Annotated in this window: 25 protein-coding genes; 16 read left to right on the forward strand and 9 right to left on the reverse strand. The window is 61.6% G+C overall.

What is annotated here, in order from left to right:
* Positions 1-7: 7 nt before the first annotated feature.
* Positions 8-907, reverse strand: coding sequence for a RibD family protein (locus tag BLW01_RS18495; protein WP_342341871.1), 900 nt, complete (start codon positions 905-907; stop codon positions 8-10).
* Between the two features lie 36 nt (positions 908-943).
* Between BLW01_RS18495 and ribA the strand changes: the two genes are divergently transcribed.
* Positions 944-2,071, forward strand: coding sequence for a GTP cyclohydrolase II RibA (ribA, locus tag BLW01_RS13880; protein ID WP_092570747.1), 1,128 nt, complete (start codon positions 944-946; stop codon positions 2,069-2,071).
* On the opposite strand, the gene BLW01_RS13885 is transcribed toward ribA, so the two are convergent.
* From BLW01_RS13885 to BLW01_RS13900, 4 genes are read right to left on the reverse strand one after another with little or no spacing between them, the layout of a single operon-like run.
* Positions 2,061-2,873, reverse strand: a complete 813-nt coding sequence (locus BLW01_RS13885) for a creatininase family protein (protein ID WP_092570749.1) — start codon at positions 2,871-2,873, stop codon at positions 2,061-2,063. The two genes, ribA and BLW01_RS13885, sit on opposite strands and share 11 nt — an antisense overlap.
* Positions 2,870-3,691 (reverse strand): FkbM family methyltransferase, encoded by an 822-nt coding sequence (locus BLW01_RS13890; RefSeq protein ID WP_092570751.1) that lies wholly within the window; start codon positions 3,689-3,691, stop codon positions 2,870-2,872. Before BLW01_RS13890 ends, BLW01_RS13885 begins: the two co-directional genes overlap by 4 nt.
* Positions 3,688-5,643: a glucans biosynthesis glucosyltransferase MdoH gene (mdoH, locus tag BLW01_RS13895; RefSeq protein WP_092570753.1), complete on the reverse strand. Its 1,956-nt coding sequence runs from the start codon at positions 5,641-5,643 to the stop codon at positions 3,688-3,690. The genes BLW01_RS13890 and mdoH overlap by 4 nt, the downstream gene beginning before the upstream one ends.
* Positions 5,615-7,147, reverse strand: a complete 1,533-nt coding sequence (locus tag BLW01_RS13900; protein ID WP_092570755.1) for an OpgD/OpgG family glucan biosynthesis protein — start codon at positions 7,145-7,147, stop codon at positions 5,615-5,617. The genes mdoH and BLW01_RS13900 overlap by 29 nt, the downstream gene beginning before the upstream one ends.
* 202 nt (positions 7,148-7,349) lie before the next feature.
* Between BLW01_RS13900 and BLW01_RS13905 the strand changes: the two genes are divergently transcribed.
* Positions 7,350-8,921, forward strand: coding sequence for a sulfatase-like hydrolase/transferase (locus tag BLW01_RS13905; protein WP_092570757.1), 1,572 nt, complete (start codon positions 7,350-7,352; stop codon positions 8,919-8,921).
* Positions 8,918-10,324 carry a mannose-1-phosphate guanylyltransferase/mannose-6-phosphate isomerase gene (locus BLW01_RS13910; protein WP_217635544.1) on the forward strand — a complete coding sequence of 469 codons (1,407 nt, stop codon included), beginning with the start codon at positions 8,918-8,920 and terminating at the stop codon, positions 10,322-10,324. Before BLW01_RS13905 ends, BLW01_RS13910 begins: the two co-directional genes overlap by 4 nt.
* 14 nt (positions 10,325-10,338) lie before the next feature.
* On the opposite strand, the gene BLW01_RS13915 is transcribed toward BLW01_RS13910, so the two are convergent.
* Positions 10,339-11,271: a lysophospholipid acyltransferase family protein gene (locus tag BLW01_RS13915; RefSeq protein ID WP_092570759.1), complete on the reverse strand. Its 933-nt coding sequence runs from the start codon at positions 11,269-11,271 to the stop codon at positions 10,339-10,341.
* A 60-nt stretch (positions 11,272-11,331) separates the two neighbouring features.
* Complete coding sequence (locus BLW01_RS13920) at positions 11,332-11,712, reverse strand: VOC family protein (RefSeq protein WP_092570761.1); 381 nt, start codon at positions 11,710-11,712, stop codon at positions 11,332-11,334.
* A gap of 37 nt (positions 11,713-11,749) precedes the next feature.
* Here BLW01_RS13920 and BLW01_RS13925 point away from each other — a divergent pair, with 37 nt between their 5' ends.
* From BLW01_RS13925 to BLW01_RS13965, 9 genes are all read left to right on the forward strand, one after another.
* Positions 11,750-12,403, forward strand: a complete 654-nt coding sequence (locus BLW01_RS13925) for a class I SAM-dependent methyltransferase (RefSeq protein WP_092571217.1) — start codon at positions 11,750-11,752, stop codon at positions 12,401-12,403.
* Between the two features lie 111 nt (positions 12,404-12,514).
* Positions 12,515-13,849 carry an MFS transporter gene (locus BLW01_RS13930; RefSeq protein ID WP_092570763.1) on the forward strand — a complete coding sequence of 445 codons (1,335 nt, stop codon included), beginning with the start codon at positions 12,515-12,517 and terminating at the stop codon, positions 13,847-13,849.
* A gap of 78 nt (positions 13,850-13,927) precedes the next feature.
* Positions 13,928-14,776 (forward strand): 3-hydroxyacyl-CoA dehydrogenase NAD-binding domain-containing protein, encoded by an 849-nt coding sequence (locus BLW01_RS13935; protein WP_092570765.1) that lies wholly within the window; start codon positions 13,928-13,930, stop codon positions 14,774-14,776.
* 16 nt (positions 14,777-14,792) lie between these two features.
* Complete coding sequence (locus BLW01_RS13940; RefSeq protein ID WP_092570767.1) at positions 14,793-15,566, forward strand: enoyl-CoA hydratase-related protein; 774 nt, start codon at positions 14,793-14,795, stop codon at positions 15,564-15,566.
* 337 nt (positions 15,567-15,903) lie between these two features.
* Positions 15,904-17,700 carry an acyl-CoA dehydrogenase gene (locus BLW01_RS13945; protein WP_092570769.1) on the forward strand — a complete coding sequence of 599 codons (1,797 nt, stop codon included), beginning with the start codon at positions 15,904-15,906 and terminating at the stop codon, positions 17,698-17,700.
* A gap of 71 nt (positions 17,701-17,771) precedes the next feature.
* Positions 17,772-18,851: an NAD(P)-dependent alcohol dehydrogenase gene (locus BLW01_RS13950; RefSeq protein ID WP_092570771.1), complete on the forward strand. Its 1,080-nt coding sequence runs from the start codon at positions 17,772-17,774 to the stop codon at positions 18,849-18,851.
* 123 nt (positions 18,852-18,974) lie between these two features.
* Entirely contained in the window at positions 18,975-19,706 is a 732-nt protein-coding gene (gene nfsA, locus BLW01_RS13955; protein WP_092570773.1) for an oxygen-insensitive NADPH nitroreductase, read from the forward strand.
* A gap of 417 nt (positions 19,707-20,123) precedes the next feature.
* Positions 20,124-20,792, forward strand: a complete 669-nt coding sequence (locus BLW01_RS13960) for a dihydrofolate reductase family protein (protein ID WP_092570775.1) — start codon at positions 20,124-20,126, stop codon at positions 20,790-20,792.
* Between the two features lie 88 nt (positions 20,793-20,880).
* Entirely contained in the window at positions 20,881-21,282 is a 402-nt protein-coding gene (locus tag BLW01_RS13965) for a VOC family protein (RefSeq protein WP_092571219.1), read from the forward strand.
* A 188-nt stretch (positions 21,283-21,470) separates the two neighbouring features.
* Here the strand turns inward: BLW01_RS13965 and BLW01_RS13970 are convergent, their stop codons facing one another.
* The gene (locus BLW01_RS13970; RefSeq protein ID WP_092570777.1) at positions 21,471-22,304 is read right to left on the reverse strand and encodes a class I SAM-dependent methyltransferase; all 834 of its coding nucleotides are present in this window, start codon (positions 22,302-22,304) and stop codon (positions 21,471-21,473) included.
* 153 nt (positions 22,305-22,457) lie between these two features.
* On the opposite strand from BLW01_RS13970, the gene BLW01_RS13975 reads away from it, so the two are divergent.
* The 4 genes from BLW01_RS13975 (at position 22,458) to tsaA (ending at position 24,725) form a co-directional block, all read left to right on the forward strand.
* A complete protein-coding gene (locus BLW01_RS13975; RefSeq protein ID WP_092570779.1) occupies positions 22,458-23,138 on the forward strand; it encodes a winged helix-turn-helix transcriptional regulator in 681 nt (226 codons plus the stop codon).
* Positions 23,139-23,204: 66 nt separating this feature from the next.
* Positions 23,205-23,534, forward strand: coding sequence for a hypothetical protein (locus BLW01_RS13980; RefSeq protein WP_092570781.1), 330 nt, complete (start codon positions 23,205-23,207; stop codon positions 23,532-23,534).
* Entirely contained in the window at positions 23,531-24,289 is a 759-nt protein-coding gene (locus BLW01_RS13985; protein WP_092570783.1) for a VIT1/CCC1 transporter family protein, read from the forward strand. Before BLW01_RS13980 ends, BLW01_RS13985 begins: the two co-directional genes overlap by 4 nt.
* A 19-nt stretch (positions 24,290-24,308) precedes the next feature.
* The gene (gene tsaA / locus BLW01_RS13990) at positions 24,309-24,725 is read left to right on the forward strand and encodes a tRNA (N6-threonylcarbamoyladenosine(37)-N6)-methyltransferase TrmO (protein ID WP_092570785.1); all 417 of its coding nucleotides are present in this window, start codon (positions 24,309-24,311) and stop codon (positions 24,723-24,725) included.
* A gap of 30 nt (positions 24,726-24,755) precedes the next feature.
* Here the strand turns inward: tsaA and BLW01_RS13995 are convergent, their stop codons facing one another.
* On the reverse strand, positions 24,756-25,232 hold the full coding sequence (locus BLW01_RS13995) for an OsmC family protein (protein WP_092570787.1): 477 nt from the start codon (positions 25,230-25,232) through the stop codon (positions 24,756-24,758).
* Positions 25,233-25,292 lie beyond the last annotated feature (60 nt).

Here is a 25,292-nt window from a genome sequence, read left to right on the forward strand (position 1 = left end):
CACCTCGTCAGCCATGCAGCGGCGTCCGGAACGCGATGTCGAAGAGAGTGTCGTCACCGCAGTCGAAACGTCGCAGCGTAGGGCGGCGGGCCTGGTCCAGCGTATCGATGGGGGCGAGACGCAATCCTGTCTCGCCGGAACCGATCAACAGCGGCGCGACCAGCAGGTGAAGGCGGTCGAGTGCATCGGTATCGATGAAGCGCGAGACCGTCTCGGCGCCGCCCTCGATCAGCACGCGCGGGTTTCCCCGTTCCACCAGTCGCGAAAGCAGCGCAGGTGGCATGACATCACCGGGCGCGTCGGCAATCACCAACCGTTCGACATGGTCGCCGATGCCGGCGGCGGGCTTCGCCCAGGCGCCGACTGCATGCAGGGTGGGGGCGCTGTCATCCTGGAACACGCGAGAGGAGGCTGGTGCCCGGGCATTGGGGTCGAGCACGACACGGACGGGATGGCGCCCTTCGACATGTCGTACCGTCAACAGCGGGTCGTCGGCCACGACGGTGCCGACGCCAACGACCACGGCGTCGACCAATGCCCGCAAACGGTGGAGATGCGTGCGTCCTTCCAGGCCGTTGATGTAATGAGAATGGCCGGTGACGGTAGCGATTCGACCATCGAGACTCTGCCCGAGCTGGGCGATAGCGACATTCCCCGGCGGTATCACCACCGGGAGCAGGCAGTCGAGCAGTTGCCGGGCAGACGCATCGACATGGCCGGCGAATTGCCATCCTTGAGCATCGACTCGCAGGGCGTGGCCCGTGGTCTCCCGGCACAGGGCCGTAGCGCCACGGATATCTCCATCACGGATACGTTGCAGGCAGGTCCAGGCGAGGCTGTCGTCGAGCGGGGGCAGGGCCATGGGATCTCCAAGTCGTCTTCGCCAGCCAATCATGGAATACCCCATCGTCGACGTCGATGGGCAGACAGCGAGGAATGAGTCATGCACCAGGTCGAGCGAGCCATTTTCGATATCCGGCGAGGGTTGCCCATCGTACTCCAGGGTCAGGCGGGAGAGTATGTGTTGGTCCAGCCCCTCGAGGAGGTGACCGAGTCACAGTTGAATGACCTGGTGACCCTGGCAGGTGAGGCCCCCGGCCTGGTGCTCAGCCGTCATCGTCTGGCGTTGCTGCAGTCATCGGAGGATGCCGAGCCCGGTCGGTTGCCTTTGACGATGGCTGCGGCCCGCAATCGGCATTACCTGTATGAGTTGGCGGTCGGAGCCAATATGTCAGTGTCGGCGGTGAATGAACGGTCATCAACCGCGACAGCGTCGGCCGAGCCGGCCAGTCAGGCGGATCGGACCGCGCTGGCGTTGATGCGACAGGCCTTGTTGATTCCCGCCGCGCTGACGGCGCATGTGCCGGCATCGCAGCGTGCCGTCGTCGATGCCAGGATCGCTGACGGTACCCTGCTGGCGGTACCGGTCGAACAGGCGGCACGCTGTGCGGATGCCTCCGGCGGTCGCCTCAAACGGGTCAGCGAGGCACGGGTGCCGCTTGCCGAGTCGCCGGACAGTCGGTTCATCCTCTTCCGCGAAGCGGATGGCCTGCGTGAGCATGTCGCCGTATTGATTGGCCAACCGACTTCCTGGTCGTCGGTAGTGCCGTTACGCCTGCACTCGGCGTGTCTGACCGGCGACCTGTTCGGTAGCCTGCGTTGCGACTGCGGGGAGCAGTTGCGCAATGCCGTGGCCGACATCCACGCCATGGGAGGTGGAGTGCTGCTCTACCTGGCGCAGGAAGGGCGGGGTATCGGCCTGAGCAACAAGCTGCGTGCCTACGCACTTCAGGATATCGGGCACGATACCGTGGATGCCGATCAGATCCTTGGATTCGGCGATGATGAGCGCGGTTACCAGGTCGCGGTGGATATTCTGAACCAGCTGGCGATTCAACGAGTGCAGCTGCTGACCAACAACCCGTTGAAGATGGCCGCCCTGAGCGAGGCCGGAATCGAGGTTATCGGCCGGCAGGCCGTTTATGGGCGATTGACCGATCACAACCACCGTTATCTCAGTACCAAGGCCGATCGGGGGGGACATTGGCTGGACGATGTCTTCAGCGGCTAGGCCCGATTACCGTCACCATGCCATGCCATGCCATGGCATGCGTATCGATCAAGACCTTGGCGAGTCGTTCGGCATAGTGGGTGGTCAGTCGTTCGCCCAACGCTTGAGATGCGAAGTGAGTATCGCCAACGACGCCGCCGGAATGGAGATCTTCCGCGAGCCAGGCGAAGGCCGCGTCGCCTTCCGGCCCCACCAGGTAGCCTTGCCGTTCCAGCGTCTCGCCGCTGGAAGTGGGGCTACCCAGGTGGTCGTGACGCACCTCGTGCGGCGCCAGATGCATCATCAACGAGGTTTCCAGCGCGCCTCCGTGCAGTCCGTGACGGTGCTCTTCGGCCGGTAGCCAGTCCGGGGGCGTCCAGTGCATGTACTGGGCCTTCACCACCAGCATGCCGTGCCGACGACGCAGCGCCAGGGCCGCGATATCCATGATGGCCTTGTTGCCGCCATGAGCGTTGAACAGCACCAGTCGTTCGAGGCCGGCGCGAGCGACGGCAGCTCCATAGGCTTCCAGCGTTGCGATGGCGGTGTCTGCCGGTAGGCTCAGAGTGCCGGGGAAGTCCAGGTGTTCGTCGCTGGCGCCGACAACGATCGTCGGTAGACGCACCACTGGCAATGACGTTGGGAAATGAGTGGTGGCGGCCTCGAGCAAGCCGTCGGCAATATCGCTATCGGTCGACAGTGGCAGATGACTACCATGCTGTTCGATCGCTCCCAACGCCAGGACGGCGACACTTTCCGCGGGGAGTGCCCGGATCTCTGTGGTGGTCAGCGCCTGCCAGTCGAGGAATCGCGGCTCGCTCATGGGTTCTCCTTATCGGGGCATATCCACGTGTTGTCGTTGCGCAATCGGGCATAGAGGTCGCCCGACGCCAGTCCGTCAGCGCCCTGATCGAGCCAGGCTTGCACTCGCTGGGCTGTCTGCCATTCATGCCACTTGAAACGACGCGCTTCACCGGCAACCACGTTGTATTCATAGCCCCCCAGGCTTTCAAGCCGGTTCACGCAAGTCAGTGCGATATCCAGTGCGCCGGCCACGAATTCGACCGACAGTGCCGGCAGCGGCCGGCTGAGCCCGGCCAGTACCTGGTCTTCGAAGCCCTCCACGTCGATCTTGCAGAAGGCCGGCACGCCCTGTTCATCGATCAGAGTATCCAATGTGGTCACCGTTATCGTCACGGTGTCATCCCACCGGATGTGCCGAAAGCCTTTGTTGTCCCGGGCCAGGGTATCGCGCCAGCGATTGGCCAGCGTGGATACGGTAGGCGTGGCGAGGCTGAGCGATAAGGAAGCCTCTCCCGGCATCGCACCGGCGGCCTTGGCGATCAGAGTGATGTCTCGTTGGTGGCCGAGCAGGCGATTGAACCAGCGAAACAAGTGGGGCTGGGGTTCAAGGGCAACGACGCGGGCGCCCAGGCCGGCAAAAGCGGCGCTGCGGTCACCGAGATGGGCGCCGATATCGAAAGCCAGGTCGCCCGGCCTGAGGAACTCGCCATACAGCCGACGCAGGCCACGCTGGCGGCCGGGACGCCAATAAATGATCAGCGATCGGGCGAGACCGATGCTGCGCCGGCATCGGGCCTTCCACGGCTGTAGGGGGGTAGCGTGACGCGACAGATTCATGAGGACCCCCGGCGTTTCAGGGTGTTCTCAAAACGTGGTGTCCTTGCGTTCTTGTCGATACGTCCCCAGGCCTGGACTGGCATGTGACCATGGGACTCGATCGGTGGTGGTGCCGGTGTGGCATGCGGTGTCACGCAAGACACCGATATATCGGTCAGTCGTTGCAGGACCGATGCCGGTTCGGTCTCGCCGGGAACGCTTAGCCAGCCCCGTCCGGCGAGTGCGAGTCCCCAGCGGTCCTGACCGCTGAGATAGGTCAAGGGGGCTGCCATCACCAATCCGCCCCAGACCGGTGTCAGCCACCAGAAGAAGGCGGGTGTCCACCAGTGAGTGGCCAGCGCCCATATAGCGCCGAGTAGCGTTGCCGGCCAGGTGTGTCGCCACGCCTCCCGCCAGGCCATGTGACTGGAGTCGCGAATCTGGCTGCTCCAGTCGACATGAAAGCCGGCCAAAACGCTGATGACGAAGCGGCTGTGCCAGACCATCATTATCGGCGCAATCATCACCGCGAAGCCCATTTCCAGTAGTGCGCTGAACAACAGTCGAGAACGTCCGCCGAACGCGTCTGGGCGTCGGGACATGGCCAATACGATACCCAACAGCTTGGGCAACAGCAGCAGCGCTAGCGTGATACCCAGCAGGGGGACGACGATCCAGGGCGTCGATTCGGGCCAATCAGGGAAGAGTTGATAGCCGGTGCGAAAGAACCGGTGTTCATCGACCGTCTGCAGTAGCGCCTCGCCGCTGCTCATGATCAGCATCAGCATCCACAGTAGCGAGGAAATATAGGCGAGGGCACCGAACAGGAAATGCAACCGGCTCATGAGGTGCCAGCCACGTTGCGGGAGTAGCCGCAAGTGCTGAAGATTGCCCTGACTCCAGCGGCGGTCGCGTTTGGCATAGTCGACCAGGTTGGCCGGCACCTCTTCAAAACTGGCTGTCAGGTAGGGGTCGAGCAGGACACGCCAGCCGGCACGCCGCAACAGGGCGGCTTCAACGAAATCGTGGCTGAGAATGTCGCCGCCCAGCGGTGGTCGACCGGAGAGGCGAGGCAGACCACAGTGTGCCATGAACGCCTGGACTCGCAGGATGGCATTGTGACCCCAGTAATTGGCGGCGTCTCCCTGCCAGAAGCTTTGTCCGGTTGCCAGCATGGGACTGTAAAGCGCGGCGGCAAACTGGTTGACACGCCCGAAAGCGGTACGTTGTCGAACCGGGATCGGTACCGTCTGTATCAGGCCGACATCCGGATTGGCCTGCAACGAACGAGCCAATGATACCAGGGTGGCGCCTCCCATGAGGCTGTCGGCGTCGAGTACGATCATGGCATCATAGCGGTGACCCCAGCGTCGGCAGAAGTCGGCCAGGTTGCCGGCCTTGCGGCCCTGATTGTCGTCCCGCCGACGATAGTGAACCGATAATGCACCGGCAAGTCGCTGCTGCAGTCCGGCGATGGCCCGCTGTTCGTTCTGCACGGTGACCGGATCCTGGCTGTCGCTCAGCACGAAGGCCTCGAAAAGAGAGGCATCATCGCCCTGTGCCAGCAGATCCCGGCATGTGGCCTCGAGACCCGCCACGACCCGTTGTGGAGACTCTTCATGAATCGGCATGACCAACACGGTTTGCAGGGTCAACGGCGTCTTGCCGGTCTCCTGTGTCGCCAGGCGACGTAGGGATAGGGGGTCGCGTCGACACAGCTGTAACAAAAAACCGGCCACGGCATGCCAGAATGCCGTCACGATCCAACCGAACGTGATCACGAACAGCGCCAGGATGGCCCACTGCAGCGGCGTGATGCCATTGGTGTGCAACACATGGAACATCGTCCAGCCCGCCAGCACGGTACTGGTCACGGTCAACAGAATGAACAGTAGTCGCCTCACCGCCTGCCAGGGAACGGTCGTCGGAGCGGCGTTGCCGGTGTCATTCGGACTCGTCGGGGTACCAGACATGGTTCCAGGTCTCTGTCATCGGTTCGCCATGATACGTCAGCGACCAACGCATGTCGGCGGCCTCGCCGCGCTCTGGCGTCAGTCGGAAACCGGCCCGCCAGGTCTCGCCGTCGGGCAGGCGCTGCACCTGGAGGTTGCTGATCTCGCCGCTGCTGGTCTCCAGTCGAGCCTCCACGGGGTGACTGGCATCCAGGCTGGAGAGTTCGCCGCCGCGGAAATCGATAGTGAACTGTCGTACCGAGCGAGGGGGTGGGTCGTCCTGACCGGGCACGGCGCCCCATCCCTGCCGGGTTCGGATCGCTTGCGCCAGATTCTGCTGAGGCAGCCGATCATCGAAGGTCGATAGCCGATAGTGAAAGCGTCTTGACTGGCCGGCCTCCAACGGTCGATCGGGGACCCAATACGCCACGATATTGTCGTTGGTTTCGCTATCACTGGGAATTTCGACCAGTTCGACGTGTCCCTGGCCCCAGTCGCCCTCAAGGGGTTCGACCCAATGACTGGGCCGACGTTCATAGTGTGACTCCAGATCGAGATAGTCCTCGAAATCGCGCGGCCGCTGTACCAGTCCAAAGCCGGAAGGCGCCGCGTCCTGAAAATGGCTGATGCGTAACTCGCGGGGATTGATGAGCGGTCGCCAGATCCATTCATCGCGACTGGTGTTCATCAGTAATCCGTTCGAGTCATGCACGCGCGGTCGAAAGTCGTCGGCGTTGCGGGGCGTGGTATCGCCGTGGGCGTACATGCTGGTCAGTGGCGCGATGCCCAGCTTGTCGATGGTGTCGCGTGCAAAGAGCTGAGCCTCGACATCGAGTACGACATCCTTGCCGGGAATGACCTCGAAGCGATACGCCCCTGTCAGCGATGGACTATCGAGCAAGGCCACGATCGTCATTCGGTGGGCGTTCTCATCGGGCTCGACCAGCCAGAATTCGCGAAAGGCCGGGAACTCCTCTCCTTCGGACGAGGCGGTGTCGATGGCCAGGCCACGAGCGGACAGGCCATATCCCTGATCACGACCTATCATGCGAAAATAGCTGGCACCGAGAAACACCAGGAACTCATCCTGATAGTCGGCCCGGTTCAATGGGTAGTGCAGGCGGAAACCGGCGAATCCTGCGCCGTCGAGGTCACTGTCCGGTAGTGAAGCGGCATTGCCGTCGTAGTCGAAGAGGGAGCGCGAAAACTCCAGTGTCCGAGTCTCTCCATTCTCGATCTGGTGAATCGTTACTGGCTGATCGAAGATGAAACCTGAATGAAACAGCTGCACCGAGAAATGGCCGTTATCCTTCCACAGTGCCTGGTCGGCACGAAAGCGGATGTCACGGTAGGTATCGTAACCGATCTCCCGCAAGGCCGGAGGCAATGCATCGCGTCGATCGTCATAGGGTGCGTCTGCCAGGGTCTTGGCCCGTGTGATCACTTGTTCGAATGGATCGGCATTCACTGCTGCGGCTGGAATCGTCAGACAGCAGGCCAATGCCAGTGAACGTACAACATCCATTGTCCTGTCCTCCATGGACACGCTGACGATGGTGTATAACCATTGCATCAGCTTTTTGTATTGAATACTAGGAAATATCCCGGAGAGAGACGATTGATATGCCTCTTGTACAAATATCGTACACTTTTGGCGCCGTGTCGCGGATGCGTGTTGCGATGACACTGATGAACGGGTGGGATGCTATCAAGGTTGGTTCTTGTCGATGAGTCGATTGCTGCTGAGCCTCGTGGGTCTGAACGTTCTGCTGCTTCTGCCGCTATGGATACGCTACGGTGGCGTGACCCCCTGGCTGGCGGCCGATGCCGTATTGATTGCGGCATTCGCCAGTGTGTTACCCGCGACACGCGCCGGTCGGGTAGGCCGTTGGGGGCTGGCGGCGCTGGTGGTGCTGGTCTGGTTGATCATGCTGGGCGACACGACGTTACAACTGTCATTGGGGCGCCCGCTGAACCTGCTGCTGGACTGGCCTCTGCTGGATGCTCTCTATCGTCTGATGACGGGCAACTTCGGTCTGTTGGTGGCATTGACCGTCGTACTGCTGGCCGTTGTCGCGATCGTACTGCTTGTCATCGGCATTCGCTGGTTACTGTCGACCCGTGTGCCAATGCCGTTCCGGGGTTGGGGAGTGGTGGCTGCCACCGCTGTGGTGACCGGGCTGGGCGTGTTCGGGGTGCCACTGCCTCACATAGCGACGCCATTGATCGATACGCTGACCGCTCAGGCGCGCAGTGCGATTGCCACGCAGGCGGCGCGCCGAGAGTTCCAGTCCGGCCTTGAGGCCGATGCCGCCAAGACTCACGAACTCGTCGAGTTGGCCGGCAAGGATGTGATTCTGGTTTTCATCGAATCCTACGGCATGGCGTTACTGGACGATGAGCGCCTGGCCCCGGGAGTCGTACCGGGATTGCAAGACGCCGAAGCGCGTATGTCATCGGCCGGTCTGTCGGTGGTCTCGGGCCGAATGCACTCCCCCGTCCAGGGAGGCCAGTCGTGGCTGGCTCATGCCAGCACCCTCGGCGGACGCTGGATCGACAACCAACTCGAGTACCAGCTATTCCTCGACAGTGACCAGGCAACGTTGGTCGATGATTTTCGCGCCACCGGACACGAGACCGTGGCGGTGATGCCGGCCATTACCCTGGCATGGCCGGAAGGCCGTGCCTATGGGTTCGACCGCATCTACGCAGCCGACGATCTCGACTACGCCGGGCCGGCCCTCAATTGGGTCACCATGCCGGATCAGTTCACGCTCGATCGCTTCCAGCGCGATATTCGTGATGCGATCGATGCGCCGATATTCGCCAAGCTGGCGCTGATCAGCAGCCATGCACCCTGGACACCGGTTCTGCCGCTCATCGACTGGGATACGGTCGGCGATGGCAAGGTGTTCGACCGCTGGACCGAGGACGGTGAGTCGCCCGAAACGCTCTGGCAGAATATGGACCGGGTACGTGAACAGTATGCGAAGTCGGTCGACTATGCTGTCAGCGCCACTCTCGACTGGGCCGAGCGCCATGTCGACGATGATACCCTGATGATCGTCATGGGCGACCATCAAGCCTCACCGGTCGTCATTGGTGAGGATGCGGGACCGGAGGTGCCCGTTCACGTGATAGCCGGTGACGAGTCGCTGACACGGCCTTTCCGTGAGCACGGTTTCGTCACGGGCACACGACCCGACAACGACGGTCCGGCCGTGCGTATGGAGCGCTTGCGCGACTGGTTGCACGACGCCTTTTCCCGCGATACCACGCCAGAGGAGACATCGCCTTGATCACTCCCGTGATTCTAGCCGGCGGCAGCGGCACTCGTTTGTGGCCCCTGTCCCGCCAACAGTATCCCAAACAGTTTCTGGCGCTGGAGGGAGAGAGAAGCCTGTTACAGCAGACCCTGGCACGTCTCGACGGGCTGGCGTCGACGGCGCCGATCGTCGTCGGCCATGAAGACCATCGTTTTCTGGTGGCCGAACAACTGCGCCGGGAAGGTGTTCAGGCCGCGTCGCTGCTGCTCGAACCCGAAGGACGTAATACCGCTCCGGCGATTGCCCTGGCGGCCCTGGCGGCATGTCGTGACGGGCACGATCCCTTGCTGCTGGTGCTGCCCGCTGATCACCGGATCGAGGATGTCGCCACCTTCCATCAGGCCGTGCATCGCGCCAGAGAGCTCGCGGAGCAGGGCTACCTGGTCACCTTCGGGGTCGTGCCGACACACGCCGAAACCGGCTATGGCTATATCCAGCGCGGGACTCCCTTGGGAAGCCAGGGATTTACCGTGTCGCGATTCGTCGAAAAACCGGCGGAGGCCACGGCCCGTCATTACGTCGACAGTGGCGAGTATGACTGGAACAGCGGTATGTTCCTGTTTCGTGCGTCGCGCTATCTTGCGGAACTCGAGTGGTGGCAACCGGCAATGGCGCATGCCTGTCAGGCGGCATTTCTGGGCGCCAAGCCCGATCTCGATTTCCTGCGCCCCGATGCCGAGACATTTCTGAGTTGTGACAATCTCTCTGTCGATGTCGCGGTCATGGAATGGACCGCCCATGCCGCCGTCGTGCCGCTTGAGGCCGGCTGGAGCGATATCGGCAGTTGGCTGGCCGTCTGGGAGAGCGGGGCGGCCGATCAGCACGGTAATCGGATTCGTGGCGATGTGATGGTCGAGTCATCACACGACTTGCTGGTGCATGCCGATCATCGCCTGGTGGCGGCCTTGGGAGTGAGCGATCTGACCATTATCGAGACCGGTGATGCCGTGCTGATCGCCGATCGCCACCGTAGCCAGGAGGTCAAGACCCTGGTGGCGCGCCTGGAAGCCGAGGGGCGAGAAGAAGCCGCTTTGCATCCACGGGTGCACCGCCCCTGGGGCAGCTACGAAATCATCGCCCGTGGCCCCGGTTATCAGGTCAAGCGTATTCAGGTTGCACCCGGCGCCGGGGTGTCATTGCAACGCCATCATCAGCGTGCCGAGCACTGGGTGGTCGTGAGCGGCAGGGCGTGGGTAACGCTCGACGAGCGACAGTTTCCGCTGAATGCCAACCAGTCCACGGATATCCCTGTCGGCGTGGCGCACCGGCTGGAAAATCCCGACAACGTCGTGCTGGAACTGATCGAGGTACAGTCCGGCGACTATCTCGGCGAGGATGACATCGAACGACTGGAAGATCGCTATGGCAGGTCGTGACGATGAGAGCCGGGTCAATAGAGGCGATAACGACGGAAATCCGGATAGCCGGCTTCTTCCTCGGGGACCTTGCGATACCGCTTGTACTCCCACTGGTACTGCGGTGGGTCCAGGGCGATCGCCGCTTCGACGCAGGCGTTGACACCCGTTGCCGAGGTGGCTTCGTCACTGTCGTAAACGCGCTCGTCAGCGGCCAGGAAATGGATCGCAAAGCCACGACCGGGCAGGCGGCGGGCAACGCCGGTGACGACACGCGCCTGGGTGCGCGAAACCAGCTTGGGTAACAGTGTGGCGGTGTAGGCCGGTCGGCCGAAGAAGGGCGCGAATACGCCACTGCCCCAACTCGGGGTCTGATCGGGGAGAATACCGACTGCCTCGCTGCGTTTCAGTGCCTTCATCAGCGCTGCGATACCGCGGGCATTGGTGGGCACCAGTTCGGCGCCCATGCGTTCCCGACCCTGGCGGATTATTGGGTCGAGTGGAGCGAGTTTGGGCGGTTCATACATGGCGGTGAAGGGGAAATGGCCCGAGAGCCAGAAATTCAGCACCTCCCAGTTACCGAAATGAGGTGCCAGCACGATCACTCCCCGCCCTTCGGCGCGCGCCTCATCGAGCAGTCCGCGGCCATGGACTTCCAGGAGAGAAGCTTCAACACGCTGAGGGGGCGCCATCCAGGCGAACCCCAGTTCGAGCATGGTGGCGCTGGAATGAACCAGACTGTCACGGGAGAGACGCTGTCGCGCTTGTGTGTCCAGATCAGGGTAGACCTCACCGAGATTGATGTCGGTCACCTTGCGCTCACGCTTGCTGAAGCGCCGGATCAGTGGGCCGATCAAACGGGATAACCGCCAGATCGTGCTCACTCGCCGGTTGGCAAGCGTGCGCCACAGCAGGCTGATGGCTCCGGCTTGCAGTCGGGTCGTGATGGAAGTGTCGACGTCACTCATGAAATCCGCTGTCGAGTCGCTGGGTCGCGTACATGATACCGGCATCCGATGCGGATGCCATCAGCGCTTGGGACGGCATATTTCGATCAGGTTGCCGTCCGGGTCGCGCAGGTAAAGCGATTCGATCTGGCCGGTGGCACCGCGTCGCTCGACGGGACCGAGCTCGATGGCGATGTTCAGGGTATCGAGATGCTGCTTGATTTCATCGAGCGGCAACAGGCTCTTGAAGCACAGGTCGAGACTGCCTGGCGTCGGCGCGTCCGCTTTGGGGCTGGCGTCAGTGTCGGCCTGATGCAACCGGAAGGCCATGTCGCCGAGCATCAGGTCGACGCGACCCGCGTCGCTGTAGCGGGCTTCGAGTCCCAGTACTCGCGTGTAGAAATCCACGGCACGGGAAATATCGTGAACGGTGACGACCAGGTGATCGATGGCTGATAGCATGACGTGTTCCTTTCCGTTTTCCTGCAAGCATACGACGATGAATGACCGGTTGTCCTGCCCTCTCTGCCACCACGACGAGACAGAGCACTACCATCGCGACAAGTGGCGCGATTACTGGCAGTGCCAGGCTTGCGAACTGGTCTTCGTGCCGCCTGGACAACAGCTTTCTCCTGCGGAGGAGAAGGCCGTTTATGATCGGCATGAAAACGATATCGACGACCCTGGGTATCGGCGTTTTCTCTCGCGCCTGGCCGGACCGTTGCTTGCTCGCGTGCCGCCCGGTGCCACAGGGCTCGATTTCGGCTGCGGTCCCGGTCCGGCATTGGCGGCCATGTTGGTCGAACAGGGCATCGACATGACCCTTTATGACCCGTTCTATGCACCGGATACCCGAGTCTTCGAGCAGTATTACGATATCATTACCGCCAGCGAAGTGGTCGAGCATCTGAATGCCCCCGGAAGCGAGCTGGAACGGCTGGCCGAACGGCTGCGGCCGGGTGGCTGGATGGGCATCATGACCAAGCGCGTGCTGTCACGCAAGGCCTTTGCCGGTTGGCACTACATCCGTGACCTGACCCATGTAGCATTCTTCAGTGAGACAACCTTCCATTGGCTTGCCGGCCACCTGGACATGCAGGTCGAATTTCCCGCTGCCGATGTAGCGTTACTGCATAAACCGACAGTGACGTAGCTCCGCTCGACATCGCAATGAAAGTGCTTGGCGATCGACGGGAAGGGGCCTATAGTCGCATCGCTTTTTCGCCCCTTTCCCTCTGATCTGATCATTGAGGATGTCGTTGCAATGTCGCGTCAACTGCTGGCCATGGCATTGGCCCCGTTGCTGGGGCTGTTCATTCTGGGAATCGGTAACGGCTTCCTGGCGACGCTGATCACTTTACGCCTCGATGCGGCAGGGGAGTCGGCGCTCGTCATCGGTTGGGTCTCGTCGGCCTATTTCATCGGCCTGGCTCTCGGCGCGCTGTTCAACGACCGCTTGCTGCTGCGTATCGGCCATATCCGCGCCTATGGCTGTTTCGCCTCGCTGGTAGCCGTCACCGTGTTGTTGCAAGGGTTGTGGCTTGACCCCACTAGCTGGTTTGTCCTGCGCTTGATCGGTGGCTGGGCGACAGTCGGGGTCTATCTGGTGATCGAGAGCTGGCTGTTGACCTCGGCAGAGACACGCGTGCGCGGCCGCTTGCTGGCGCTTTACATGATTTCGCTTTATGCCGCAGGGGTGGCCGGTCAATTGCTGTTAGGCGTGACCGATGCGCTGGGAGAGGCGGCGCCGTTCATGGTCGTGGGGATGCTGGCCTCGCTGTCGGTATTGCCGATGGCGGTGATCCCCCGGGTATCGCCGCTGATCGAGCATGCTGAACCGCTGTCGCCGCTCCGCCTGATCGTGATTACGCCGACCGGTGTCATGGGCTGTTTTGGCTCTGGCCTGGCAGTGGCGGCGATCTACACACTGTTGCCGCTCTATCTGCAGCGTACCGGCATGACGGTGGCCGACATCGGGCAGATGATGGCGGTGGTGGTACTGGGCGGCATGTTGCTCCAGTATCCGATCGGACGCTGGTCGGATCGGCATGATCGCCAGTTGGTGCTTATCCTGATCGGCGCCGCTACTGCAGTAATCTCACTGGCCCTGCTGCTGCTTCCGCTCGTCACCTGGATGCAAGTGGCGCTGCTGTTTCTGCTGGGGGGTGGGGTATTCGCACTCTATCCGGTGGCGGTCAGCCATGCCGCAGACCGAGCGCCGGCCGGTGCTCTGGTGCGCATGAGCCAGGGGTTGCTGCTTATCAATGCCGTCGGCTCCACTCTCAGTCCGTCGCTGATCACGCCGGTGATGACGGCGGTCGGCGACGGGGGGCTGTTCTGGTCGATCGGTGCGTTGGGCCTCGGTCTGGTCGGGTTCTTTGCCTGGCGTCGTAGCGTTCGGCCGGCACCGCAGCCGGTGGCACCGTTTGCGTCAACCCCGCCACAGACCGTGGTCGGGGCCGAACTCAACGTCACTGAAGAGTTGGTACAGGGCGCCATCGAGCACGAGCATCAGGAGGATCTCTCCGGTGTGGTGCCTGACGTGGCGGTCGCCGAGCCGAATGAGGCCTATCGCGAGCCGAATGACGTTTCCGCCTGACGCGATGATGCCGTTCGCGTTAGGCTATGGCTCGATCGGCTCGCATGAGCGAGCGCCTTAGCCAAGGAGACACGACCGATGACGACTTCCCGCATTGGCGTCGTGGGCGCCGGTACCATGGGGCAGGGCATTGCCCAGGTGCTGGTGACTACATCACACGACGTCATCCTCTACGATATCGCTGATGAGCAACTGGAACGGGCCCGGGCCGGGATCGGCAAGGGCCTCGATAAGCTGGTCCAGAAGGAGCGGCTGAGCGAATCCCAGCGTGACGAGGCACTGGGACGACTGAGTACCGCCAGTCAGATCGACGCGCTGGACGACCGCGAGGTGATCATCGAGGCGGCTCCCGAGAAGGCCGAACTCAAGGAGTCGATCTTTCGTGATCTGTCGGCGCGTTCCCGCGATACCATCCTGGCCTCCAATACTTCCTCGCTGTCACTGACTCGACTGGCTGCGGTCAGCGAACATCCCGAACGGGTGGTCGGCATGCACTTCTTCAATCCGGTGCCGGTGCTCAAGCTGGTGGAGGTGATCCGTGCCGAACAGACCTCGGATGCCACCGTTGCCAAGGTCGAGGCGCTGGCGACGTCCATGGGCAAGACCGCCGTACCGATCGCCGACTCGCCGGGGTTTGCGGTCAACCGGCTGCTGATTCCGATGATCAACGAAGCGGCATTTCTGGTACAGGAAGGCACGGCCACACCGGAAGCCATCGATGAAGCCATGAAACTCGGCGCCGCTCATCCACTCGGGCCGCTGGCGCTGGCCGACCTGATCGGTCTGGATATCTGTCTGGACATCATGGAGGTGCTCCAGGACGGTTTCGGTGATCCCAAGTATCGTCCCTGCCCGCTGCTCAAACGCATGGCGGCCGCCGGTCATCTGGGTCGGAAAAGCGGACACGGTTTCTATCACTATGAATGAGCCAGTAGGCAAGGAGATGACGATGTCGTTGATCGAACAAACCGAACAGGCCGGTGTGGTGACGCTGACCCTGAATCGGCCCGAGGCGCTCAACGCACTCAATACCGACCTGATCGCCGAACTCGGTAGCGTTCTGGCCGCCCTGGAAGCGCATGCGGGCTTGCGTGGAGTGGTTCTCACCGGCGCCGGCGAAAAAGCGTTCGTGGCGGGTGCGGACATTGCCGAGATGCGCGACAAGACACCCGAACAGGCTCGCTATTTCGCCAGCCAGGCGCTGACGGTCCTGAAACGACTCGAAACGCTACCGGTGCCGACCGTAGCCCTGGTCAACGGGTACGCTCTGGGCGGCGGCTGCGAACTGGCCCTGGCCTGTGACTGGGCGATTGCCACCGACAATGCCTTCTTTGCCCAGCCGGAAGTGGGATTGGGCATCATCCCCGGTTTCGGTGGTACTCAGCGGCTGCCGCGCCGGGTCGGTCCCGCCATGGCGCTGGATCTGATCACCACCGGACGTCGTATCGACGCCAATGAGGCGTTGCGCATCGGCCTGGTCAACCGCGTCATCGCCCTTGATGAACGTGATGCCACTATCGCTGAACTCACCAAACAGTTCTCGCGCAACGGTCCCAATGCCATGCGTGCGGCCAAGCAGGCGGTTCACGATGGCCAGGACCAGGATCTCGATAGTGCCCTGGCCCTGGAAACCAGCCTGTTCGCCCTCGGCTTTGCTGGTGAAGAGCAGCGCGAGGGCATGAGCGCCTTCCTGGAGAAGCGCAAGGCGGCATTCTGACGGGATGAAGGAAAAATATTTTTAGGCTGCGAATTTTGCTGCGATGCAAAACAAATAAGACTATCCTGAGGGCGTAGTCCCTTCAGGAGTCCTGTCATGACGATTGGCTACCCTCCATCAGCAGTCTATGACGCTGAAGTGTTGCAGTTCTGGGCACGGCAAGCGTCGTTACAGCGTGCGGCCTTCGATGCCCTGGCCGATTACCTGCGGTAAACGGCCCGCATACCTTCAACGCGATGGCATGCTCGTGCCGGCGAGTTCGACTTTTGGCTAGGCTTCACGTGCTGACATGAAGCCGCTATGCTGAGAGTCAAACACTCGTTTTAAAGGTGGCATCATGACATCCTACGCCGCGCCGGTGCGCGATATACGCTTCGTTCTCGGGGAACTGCTCGAGCATGACTCTCTGTCTTTGCCGGGCTTTGACGAGACCGGTCCCGACGTGGTCGATGCGGTACTCGATGAAGCTGCACGCCTGGCCAACGAGGTCTGGGCGCCGCTCAATCGCATTGGGGATGTGCAAGGGTGTCGGCTCGAAGGGGATGCCGTCGCTACGCCCGAAGGATTCGCCGATGCCTATCGCGCTTTCGCCGAAGGGGGCTGGAACGGTATCGGTGTGCCTGAATCACTGGGCGGACACGGGTTACCGGAAGTGATCGCCAGCGCGGTTCAGGAAATGTGGCACGGCGCCAACATGGCGTTGGGGCTATGTCCCACGCTCACGGCCTGTGCGATCGAAGCGCTTGCCCTGCACGGTAACGAATCGCAGCAGACGCTGTTCCTGCCCCGACTGATCGACGGGACCTGGACCGGTACCATGAACCTGACGGAGCCCCAGGCGGGGTCCGATCTGTCGCGAGTTCGTACCCTGGCGATCCCCGAGGAGTCGCATTATCGGCTCAAGGGTCAGAAGATCTTCATCACCTGGGGCGAACACGATGCGGCCGAGAACATCATTCATCTGGTATTGGCGCGCATGCCGGGCGCGGAAGCGGGCAATCGTGGTATCTCGCTGTTCCTGGTACCCAAATACCTGGTCAATGACGATGGCACGCTGGGCGTGCGCAACGATATCGTCTGTGCGTCGCTGGAACACAAGATGGGTATCCATGGGTCGCCGACCTGTACGCTGAACTTCGGCGAGAACGAAGGCGCCATCGGCTATCTCGTCGGCGAGCCGGGGCGTGGCCTCAATCACATGTTCACCATGATGAACTCGGCGCGCCACAAGGTCGGGATCCAGGGGATCGGCGTGGCCGAACGGGCGACCCAGCAAGCGTTCACTTACGCTGCCGACCGCCAGCAGGGGCACGCACCGAAAACGCGGGGCGGCGAGTCCTGTGCGATCAGCGATCACCTGGATGTGCGCCGCATGCTGCTCTCCATGCGCAGCCGTACGGATGCCATGCGTGCCCTGGCGCTCTATTGTGCGGCGCAGATGGACGTAGCGCACCATGGTGACGACGATGCCATCCGCCAGGCGGCCCAGGCGACGGTCGATGTGCTGATACCCATAGTCAAGGGCTTCTCGACCGACCAGGCCGTGGAGATCGCCTCATTGGGGATTCAGGTCCATGGCGGCATGGGCTATATCGAAGAGACCGGTGCCGCCCAGCTACTGCGTGACGCCCGTATCGCCCCGATCTATGAAGGCACCAACGGTATCCAGGCACTCGATCTGGCCGGTCGTAAACTTCAGCGTGACGGCGGCGAGGCAATGACCGTGCTGATCGATGCAGTCGATGCCACAGCTACTGAATTGCAGGCCGATGACGCGCTATATGACCAGGGCAAGGCACTGGCCGCCGCCGCCGCCGATCTTCGACATGCGACGACGCGACTGGTGGAGCAGGGCGCCGATCCGGAGCGGGGGGAGGACGCCGTTCAGGCCTATGCGACACCCTATCTGTCGCTGGCCGGTCACGTGCTTTGTGCCTGGCAGATGGGGCGTGCCGCTCTAAAGGCACAAGTCGCCATACAAGCAGGGCATACCGGTACTTTCTATCATGACAAGTTAGCGAGTGCCGACTTCGCGCTGCGGCACTGGCTACCGGTCGGCCGGGCGCAGCGCATTATCATCGACGCAGGGAAGGAGACACTGCTGGAATATCAGGCGAATCGCGCCTTTTCTTGATCCAACGCAAAATAGCGTGACGGTGTTTATGCTTTGATGGTGCCATCCCCATCTCCCAAGGAGGAGACGCCATGACGACCATGATGAAAGCGGCGATATTCGTCGAGCCCGGTCGAATCGAGATCGATGACAAACCGGTTCCCGACATCGGCCCCAATGATGCCCTGATCCGCGTCACTACCACGACGATATGCGGTACCGATGTGCATATCCTCAAAGGGGAGTACCCGGTCGAGAAGGGGCTGACGATCGGGCATGAGCCGGTCGGTATCATCGAAAAGCTCGGTGCCAACGTGCAGGGCTACAAGGAGGGACAGCGGGTGATCGCCGGTGCGATCTGTCCCGGTTTTACCTCCTACGCCTGCCAGGACGGATGCAGCTCCCAGGATGGCGGGCACCATGCCCACGGCTATAAGCCGATGGGCGGCTGGCGTTTCGGCAATACCATCGACGGTGCCCAGGCGGAGTATCTTCAGGTGCCCGACGCCCAGGCCAACCTGTCGCCGGTACCCGATGGGCTGACCGACGAACAGGTGTTGATGTGCCCGGACATCATGTCCACCGGCTTCGCCGGTGCCGAATCGGCCGGTATCAAGATTGGCGACAGCGTGGCCATCTTCGCCCAGGGTCCGATCGGCCTCTGTGCCACGGCCGGAGCACGCCTGCGGGGTGCGGGCCTGATCATCGCCGTGGACGGTGTCGACGAACGCCTGGCCATGGCCAGGCAGATGGGGGCAGATATCACCATCGATTACCGTGAGGTCGATGTCGTCTCGGAAATTCTCAAGCTGACCGGCGGCCGTGGCGTCGATGCCTCGATCGAAGCGCTGGGCAAGCAGGAAACCTTCGAAGCCGCGCTGCGTGTCATCAAACCGGGCGGCACGCTCTCCAGCCTGGGCGTGTACTCCGAAAACCTGACGCTCCCGCTCGATGCCTTCAGTGCCGGTCTGGGCGATCACAAGATCATTACCTCGCTCTGTCCCGGCGGCAAGGAGCGCATGCGCCGCCTGATGCAAGTGATCGACTCCGGGCGCCTCGATCTCGGCCCCCTGGTCACTCACCACTACCCGCTGGATGACATTGCCGACGCTTATGATCTCTTCTCGCATCAGCGCGACGGGGTGCTGAAGGTGGCGATCAAGGCAAGTTGAGCGCACACGCAAGGCACGGCAAACGGGCGGCTCACCGCCCGTTCCAACCCCCCACGTGAGAGTTGATGCACAATTGCGGTATCATGGTTAGGACGCAAATGATTTCACGTGGAGCGAGGTTGCATGAATCCCGTCATAGAATTGCTTAAATCCCACCGTTCGATCCGCAAGTTCACCGATCGCAAGATCTCTCACGAGCTGCTGCTGGAGCTCATTCAGGCCGGCCAGAGCGCTGCGACGTCCAGTCATGTTCAGGCCTACAGCGTCATTCATGTCACGACGCCGGCGAAGCGAGAGAAGATCGCCGAGCTGGCCGGCGGTCAGGACTATATTGCCACGTGCTCGGATTTTCTGGTGTTCTGCGCCGATATGAAACGCCCCACGGAAGCTTCCGAACGTACCGGTGCCAACGTGGTGCGGGGCATGACCGAGCAACTGCTGGTGGCCAGCGTGGATACCGCGCTGATGGCACAGAATGTGGCAATCGCCGCCGAATCCGAAGGACTGGGTATCTGCTACATCGGCGGCATTCGCAACAACCCGCAGGCAGTCAGCGACCTGCTCCAGCTTCCCGAGCATGTCTACCCGGTATTCGGCATGTGCCTGGGATATCCGGCCCACGAACCGGACATCAAGCCCCGCCTGCCGGTCGAAGCGATCCTCAAGGAGGATCATTACAGCGACGATCGCGAGCAGGTGGAGGTCTTCGACGACACCATGCACAGCTATTATCAGCAACGCAGCAGCGGCAAGAAGGACGCCAACTGGTCACGCAACCTCACGCCGCTTTTCGATACCAAACTGCGCCCGCATATGCGCGACTTCCTCGTCGAACGCGGTTTCGAGATGAAGTAACCGTACGCAGGGCGTCACCTGGCGCTCTGCTTCATCCCGCCCCACCTCTCGTCCTTGAACCTCCTTACGCGGCACGAATAGAGTTCGTTGCCAGGCTGCATACCAGGTAACGTGAAACCACAATGGAGCATGTGAATGTCAGCGAGTGGTGTCGGATAGCTGCTCGATCGGCGACACATCGCTGGATTAATCCGGCGCCAGTGTAGGCGCGCCATCCTTATCAAACCCGACGCGTCTCATCCAGAAATATCCTGAAAAGGGAGTCTCATTCGGTCTGGCGCCAAACGCTCAAGAACGGCTGAGTCTGAATTCAGAAGCCTCATTCTGGAAGCCACATCCAGAACGTACCGAGCTGTCGATTGCACGGTGTCTCGTTCGACTACCGGGGGCGAGAAGGCAAACCAGGAGGATGAGCTCATGCGGAAAGTGATTGTCGGCGCCATGGTGTCACTGGACGGCGTCATGCAGGCGCCTGGCGGCCCCCAGGAAGATCCGACCGGCGGATTCGGCTACGGCGGCTGGGTTGCGCCGTTGGCGGACGACGTATTCGGCGAAGCGATCGGCAGGATGTTCAGTCAGCGTTTCGACCTGCTGCTCGGACGAAAGACCTATGAGATATTCGCCGCGCACTGGCCGTATGCCGAGGACGGGCCCGATGATTCCATCGCCAGAACCTTCAATTCGATCACGAAGTACGTTGCGACCCGCAGGGGCCTGGATCTGACCTGGAAAGGTTCGGTGGCCCTCAATGACGCGGCGTCCGATGTCGCCAAGCTGAAGCAGGAAGACGGGCCAGCGCTGGTCACACAAGGCAGCACCGACTTGCTCCGGACACTGCTTGCGAACGACCTCGTCGACGAGATCAATATGTTCACGTTTCCGATCGTGCTCGGGGGAGGCAAGAAGCTGTTCGACGACGGTGCCAGGGCAACGGCGTTCAAGCTCGCCGCCAGTCGAGTATCGCCCCGCGGTGTCGTGATTGCACAGTATGTGCGCGACGGTGCGGTAAAAACCGGTGACTTCGCCATGGACCCTCCCACACCGGCGGAGGTTACCCGGCGCGAAAAGATGCAGCGAGAGGGTTAGCTATCCGCGGTGAAACGCTCGCACGCTGCACCGGTTATGAACGGCAAAATACATGTTGCAGGATACGGAAGATGATCAGGAAGTAGCCATGAAACCGAAAATCAGTCTTATCACTCTGGGAGTGGATGATCTGGCAAGGGCGACCCGTTTTTACGCGGAAGGTCTGGGGTTGCCGAAATATGATGTCGAGGGTGATATATCCTTCTTCAGCCTGGAGGGAACGTGGTTAGCGCTTTATCCACGAGAGGCGCTGGCGAACGATCTCGGTGTATCCATTACCGAGCAGGCTGGGTTCAGTGGCGTGACGCTAGCCCACAATGTTGCCACCAAAGCAGACGTCGATGAGGTACTCCGCCGGGCGGTTGCGGGCGGTGCCACACTCATCAAGCCGGCCCAGGAAGTCTTCTGGGGCGGTTACTCCGGTTACTTTCAGGATACTGAGGGGCACTACTGGGAAGTGGCATACAACCCTTATCAGGACTTGACCTGATAGCAGTACATGCACTGCTCGCGACTGACTGCTTTCCCGCAGTCAGTTTGGTTGACGAGGTGATGGGAGAATGGTTTCAACCGCGATGGCAGGGCAGTGAGCCCTGCCGACGGTGATACCGCCTGGTGCGTTGCGGCACCCATCGCGGCTGACGTGGTTCTTGACACCGCATCCACTGCGATACGCCGTCAATGGCGTCGTATGCCGTGGATCACCCAGTATGCCCTGGGAACCGTGATGCCGAGTGTATCAGCGAAGCTGTCGTGAAACGCCGCAAACTCGGATTCGAACTGCATGCGCTTCGCCTCGTCCAGTTTGCCGGCTAGCGTACGTACGGGGCCATACCCCTCCGAAAAGGTGTGCCACGCATGTCGTCCGCTGGGTTCCCGGTAGTAGGAAGTGCCTTGTTCGAAGCGTAGTTCGAAGGCGTCACCCAGCAGTTCCTGCACACGCTCCTTACGACCCCATTCAAAGGGGGATGGCGGAGGTGTACCGTCGGGCGGGGGCATGTAGCTCTTGATGATCTTGAACATCTCGAAGACATTGCCGTCCGGTGTCCAGACAGCCAGTGCCAGTCGTCCGCCAGGGCGACACACCCTTGCCAGTTCGGCGGCGGCGTCTTCGGGACGTTGCACGAACATCACCCCGAACGTGGAGATGACGGCGTCAAAAGCACCGTCATCGAATGGCAGGGCTTCCGCATCGCCTTCAATGAACTCGATGTCGAGTCCGCGTGCAGATGCGCGTTCGCGGGCAGCTGCGATCATCTCGGGGGCGAAGTCCACGCCTGCCGCCTGGAAGCCGAGATCGGCCAGGCGCCGGGCGGTCCAGCCGGTGCCGGTGGCAACATCGAGGATGCGCATGTCGGGCGTCGGTTCCAGGCGATTGATGGTGTGCTCGATGGCATCGAGAATGCCGCGACTCACTTCGTCATAGGCCGCTCCGCCACTGGACCAGACGGTCGACGGGCCGGCGTTATGGTCGCGAATCGAGTGTATCCGTGATTGCCGTGCTATTGTCATGACATGTCTCCTTTATCGGAATCCGGCGCGATACCAGGCGCCGCAATTCTGAGCATCACCGAGCGGTGGGCACGCCGCTAGTTCAAAATCTGAACCGGTCAGAGAGTGCGGCTGTTGTCCATACTTGGCACATCCGAGGCATAGGAGGGTGACATGTCGGGACGCGAAGGTTACGGCCAGTTCTGTCCGGTCGCCAAGGCGTCGGAGATCCTCGCGACACGTTGGACCCCTCTGATCATGCGCGAGTTGGTGAGTGGCTCGTCGGGTTTCAATGAAATTCACCGGGGCATGCCGCTGATGTCGCGAGCCTTGCTGTCACAACGGTTGCGGCAGCTCGAGGCTGCCGGTGTCTTGACCCACGAGCCCGGTGGTACCTACCGGTTGACCGAGGCAGGCCATGGGCTCGGCCAGATCGTCATCGCCATGGGGGTGTGGGGCCGGCGATGGGTGGAAAGCGCTTTGGACGGCCCGGACTGGGACGCCGGGGTGCTCATGTGGGACATGCGGCGTCGCATTGACACCAGCGCCTTGCCGCCTGGCCGTACCGTGGTTCAATTCGACTACAGCGACGCTCCGGCAGAGATGCGCCGCTGGTGGCTGTTGGTCGAGGACGATGAGGTGGATCTCTGTCAGTCCGACCCGGGCTTCGAGGTGAGTCTGTATGTTGTCAGCACGGTTCGTGTCATGGGGCGCGTATGGATCGGACAGCGACGTCTTGCTGCGGCTATCGAGACTGACGAGATCCGGCTTCACGGGCTAGTCGATCTGATCCGGAGCCTGCCCAGATGGCTGATGCTGTCGGTGATTGTGGAGGAAGCCATGCGGCAGGGTTAATCCCGCAGTGAAGCAACCCACCGGGAAATTCACCGAGTGATCGAGAAACGAGGGTAGAGATATCATATGAGATGCCAGAACGTTAGCGTGCTGCTCGGCGACCCCCGTCTACCGTATGCCTATGCCGTCGATGGGATGTTCGGTGCCGAGGAGCTCAAGGCGGTCGAAGAACTGCGTGGTGCCCTGGAGCGCCTGGCGGGGTATCGCTTCGTCTATCTCGATGATCATGCCAGGCTGATCGCGGTGGCATTGGCCTGCCTGCCGATCTGTTTCACCAATGGCACGATCAGCCGTTGGGAAGGGGGCGTGCTGTTCGGCTATTTCGTGCTGCCGATCACTGTGCTCACTCTGGTCGTTCTCTCCTATCAGGAGACGCGGCGCAGGAAACTGTCATGAAGAAGCCCGCCCGTGAGTCGTTGGAGCGTGAGCACCGTCCGGAGGAGATTCGCCGCCGTCTGGATGAGATGCCCAAGGCGCAGACGATCCCCGATGCCATCCTGGGCGGTATCGATGGCTGCGTGACCACCTTCGCCGTGGTATCCGGTGCCTTCGGTGCCGGTTTTTCGGCCACGGTCGCACTGGTGCTCGGCTTCGCCAATCTGTTGGCCGATGGCTTCAGCATGGCGATCAGCAATTACGAGTCGATCCAGGCGCAGCGCGAATACATCGACGATATCCGCGAAAGCGAGCGGTACCATATCGATATGATTCCGGAAGGAGAGCGTGACGAAATCCGCCAGATTTTCCAGCGTAAAGGATTCGAGGGAGAGACGCTGGAGCGTGTGGTGGAGACCATTAGCCAGAATCGCGAGGTGTGGGTGGATACCATGCTGAGTGAAGAACACGGCCTGCAGAAGATGGGGTTGAGCCCCATTCGTTCCGCGCTGACCACATTCGCTGCCTTCCTGATCGTTGGCGCGATGCCGCTGATGCCCTATGCCGTGACGTTCCTCGATACCACACGGCAGTTCCTGGCCAGCCTGTTGGTCGCCGGGTTGATGTTCTTCCTGATCGGGATGATGAAAAGCGTCATCTACAATCGGCCGGTACTGCAATCGGGGCTGCGCACCCTGTTGATGGGGGGAGCCGCTGCGGGATTGGCTTTCCTGACCGGTCACTTGGCCAGTACCTGGTTTGGTGTGAGTGTTTGAAGCGCCAGGTCTGGGTGACATGAACGAAACCGACTACACACTTGAACCCATTGGGGTGGTGCATTCGCCACTGACCAGTCGCAAGGAGGCGCCCCGTCAGGCGGACGAGGGGGCGCCGCAGGTGTGGCTGGAGATTTTCGATTCGGTGGCGGAAGGGCTCGATGGAATCGAGGTTGGCGACGAGATTCTCGTGTTGACCTTGTTGCATCACGGCCGGCGCGATGTGCTCAAGGTGCATCCGCGCAGCAGGGTCGAGTCGTCGCTGGTCGGCGTGTTCGCGACGCGCTCGCCGGATCGTCCCAATCCTTTGGGGCTGCATCGGGTTTCGGTGCTGGAGATCGATGGGCATCGGTTGAAGGTCGCCGCCATGGAGGCAATCGATGGAACGCCGATCGTCGATATCAAGGCGGTGCTCAGAAGCATCGATGAGAGGTGAGTGGTATCTAGCGTTCGTGGTGTCCGCGAATCATTCCGCTGCCTCGACTTCCGCTTCGCATGCCACCGGGAAATTCACCGAGTTGGCGATAAAACAGAGTTCATGAGCACGTGCGTGCAGTCGTTCGGCACGTGCTGCGTCACAACCAGTGGCGATCGTGACGCGTGGCCTGAGCGTGACCTGGGTGAAGTGGCCGCCGCCGTCGCGGGTCAGGGTCATATGCCCGGTGGCGTCATCGGTATAGGCGGTGACAACGATGCCGGCATCGGAGCACAGATGCAGATACCACAGCATGTGGCAGGCCGAGAGCGAGCTGACCAGCATGTCTTCCGGATTGTGCAAGTCGGGGTTGCCGAGGAAGGCCGGGTCGGCGGAGGTGTGCAGGGCCGGTTTGCCGGGGATATCGATGATCATGTCCCGGTCATAGTCGCGATAGGCGCTGGTGCCGCTGCCGCGATTGCCGGTCCAGGTAAGGTGAAGTTGGTAGCGGTGGTCGCGCTGGCTCATCTGGAGTCCCTCCCGGTCGGTCGTGGCTGAGTGCGAGTCGCGTCAAGCGGCGTATGTCGT

The organism is Aidingimonas halophila (assembly GCF_900106955.1).
GTDB classification, from domain to species: Bacteria; Pseudomonadota; Gammaproteobacteria; order Pseudomonadales; family Halomonadaceae; genus Aidingimonas; species Aidingimonas halophila.